Below are 673 nucleotides of genomic sequence, written 5' to 3' on the forward strand. Positions count from 1 at the left end.
GCCACCCCGGCATGTCATATTGAAAATTGGAGCGGAAGACGGGATTCGAACCCGCGACCCCAACCTTGGCAAGGTTGTATTCTACCACTGAACTACTTCCGCAAGACATGTATGAGTTATTTTATTAAAAGTGCGGGTGAAGGGAGTCGAACCCCCACGCCAAAGGCGCTAGATCCTAAGTCTAGTGCGTCTGCCAATTCCGCCACACCCGCATATTTCATTAAAATGGTGAGCCATGAAGGACTCGAACCTTCGACCCTCTGATTAAAAGTCAGATGCTCTACCAACTGAGCTAATGGCTCTTAATGGCTGGGCTAGCTGGATTCGAACCAGCGCATGACGGAGTCAAAGTCCGTTGCCTTACCGCTTGGCTATAGCCCATTAATTAAGAATGGTGGAGGGGGGCAGATTCGAACTGCCGAACCCGAAGGAGCGGATTTACAGTCCGCCGCGTTTAGCCACTTCGCTACCCCTCCGACATATATGGTGGAGGATGACGGGATCGAACCGCCGACCCCCTGCTTGTAAGGCAGGTGCTCTCCCAGCTGAGCTAATCCTCCATTTTGCCTGGCAACGTCCTACTCTCACAGGGACAAGGTCCCAACTACCATCGGCGCTAGAGAGCTTAACTTCCGTGTTCGGTATGGGAACGGGTGTGACCTCTCTGCCATCA

At 52.7% G+C, this 673-nt stretch carries 6 tRNA genes and 1 rRNA gene; all 7 read right to left on the bottom strand.

The features are described 5' to 3' along the window. Window positions 1–27 precede the first annotated feature (27 nt). Window positions 28–102 (bottom strand) — tRNA-Gly (locus tag ACTFRH_RS30865). A 29-nt stretch (window positions 103–131) separates the two neighbouring features. Continuing rightward, window positions 132–212, bottom strand: a tRNA-Leu gene (locus ACTFRH_RS30870). Between the two features lie 14 nt (window positions 213–226). Next, a tRNA-Lys gene (locus ACTFRH_RS30875) sits at window positions 227–302 on the bottom strand. Between the two features lie 4 nt (window positions 303–306). Next, window positions 307–381 (bottom strand) — tRNA-Gln (locus ACTFRH_RS30880). A gap of 11 nt (window positions 382–392) precedes the next feature. Continuing rightward, a tRNA-Tyr gene (locus ACTFRH_RS30885) sits at window positions 393–476 on the bottom strand. Between the two features lie 8 nt (window positions 477–484). Then, a tRNA-Val gene (locus ACTFRH_RS30890) sits at window positions 485–560 on the bottom strand. A 5-nt stretch (window positions 561–565) separates the two neighbouring features. Beyond that, window positions 566–673 (bottom strand): 5S ribosomal RNA (rrf, locus tag ACTFRH_RS30895); the annotation flags it as partial.

The organism is Bacillus cereus group sp. MYBK216-1 (genome assembly GCF_051916495.1).
In the GTDB taxonomy this organism is placed as follows: Bacteria; Bacillota; Bacilli; order Bacillales; family Bacillaceae_G; genus Bacillus_A; species Bacillus_A thuringiensis_K.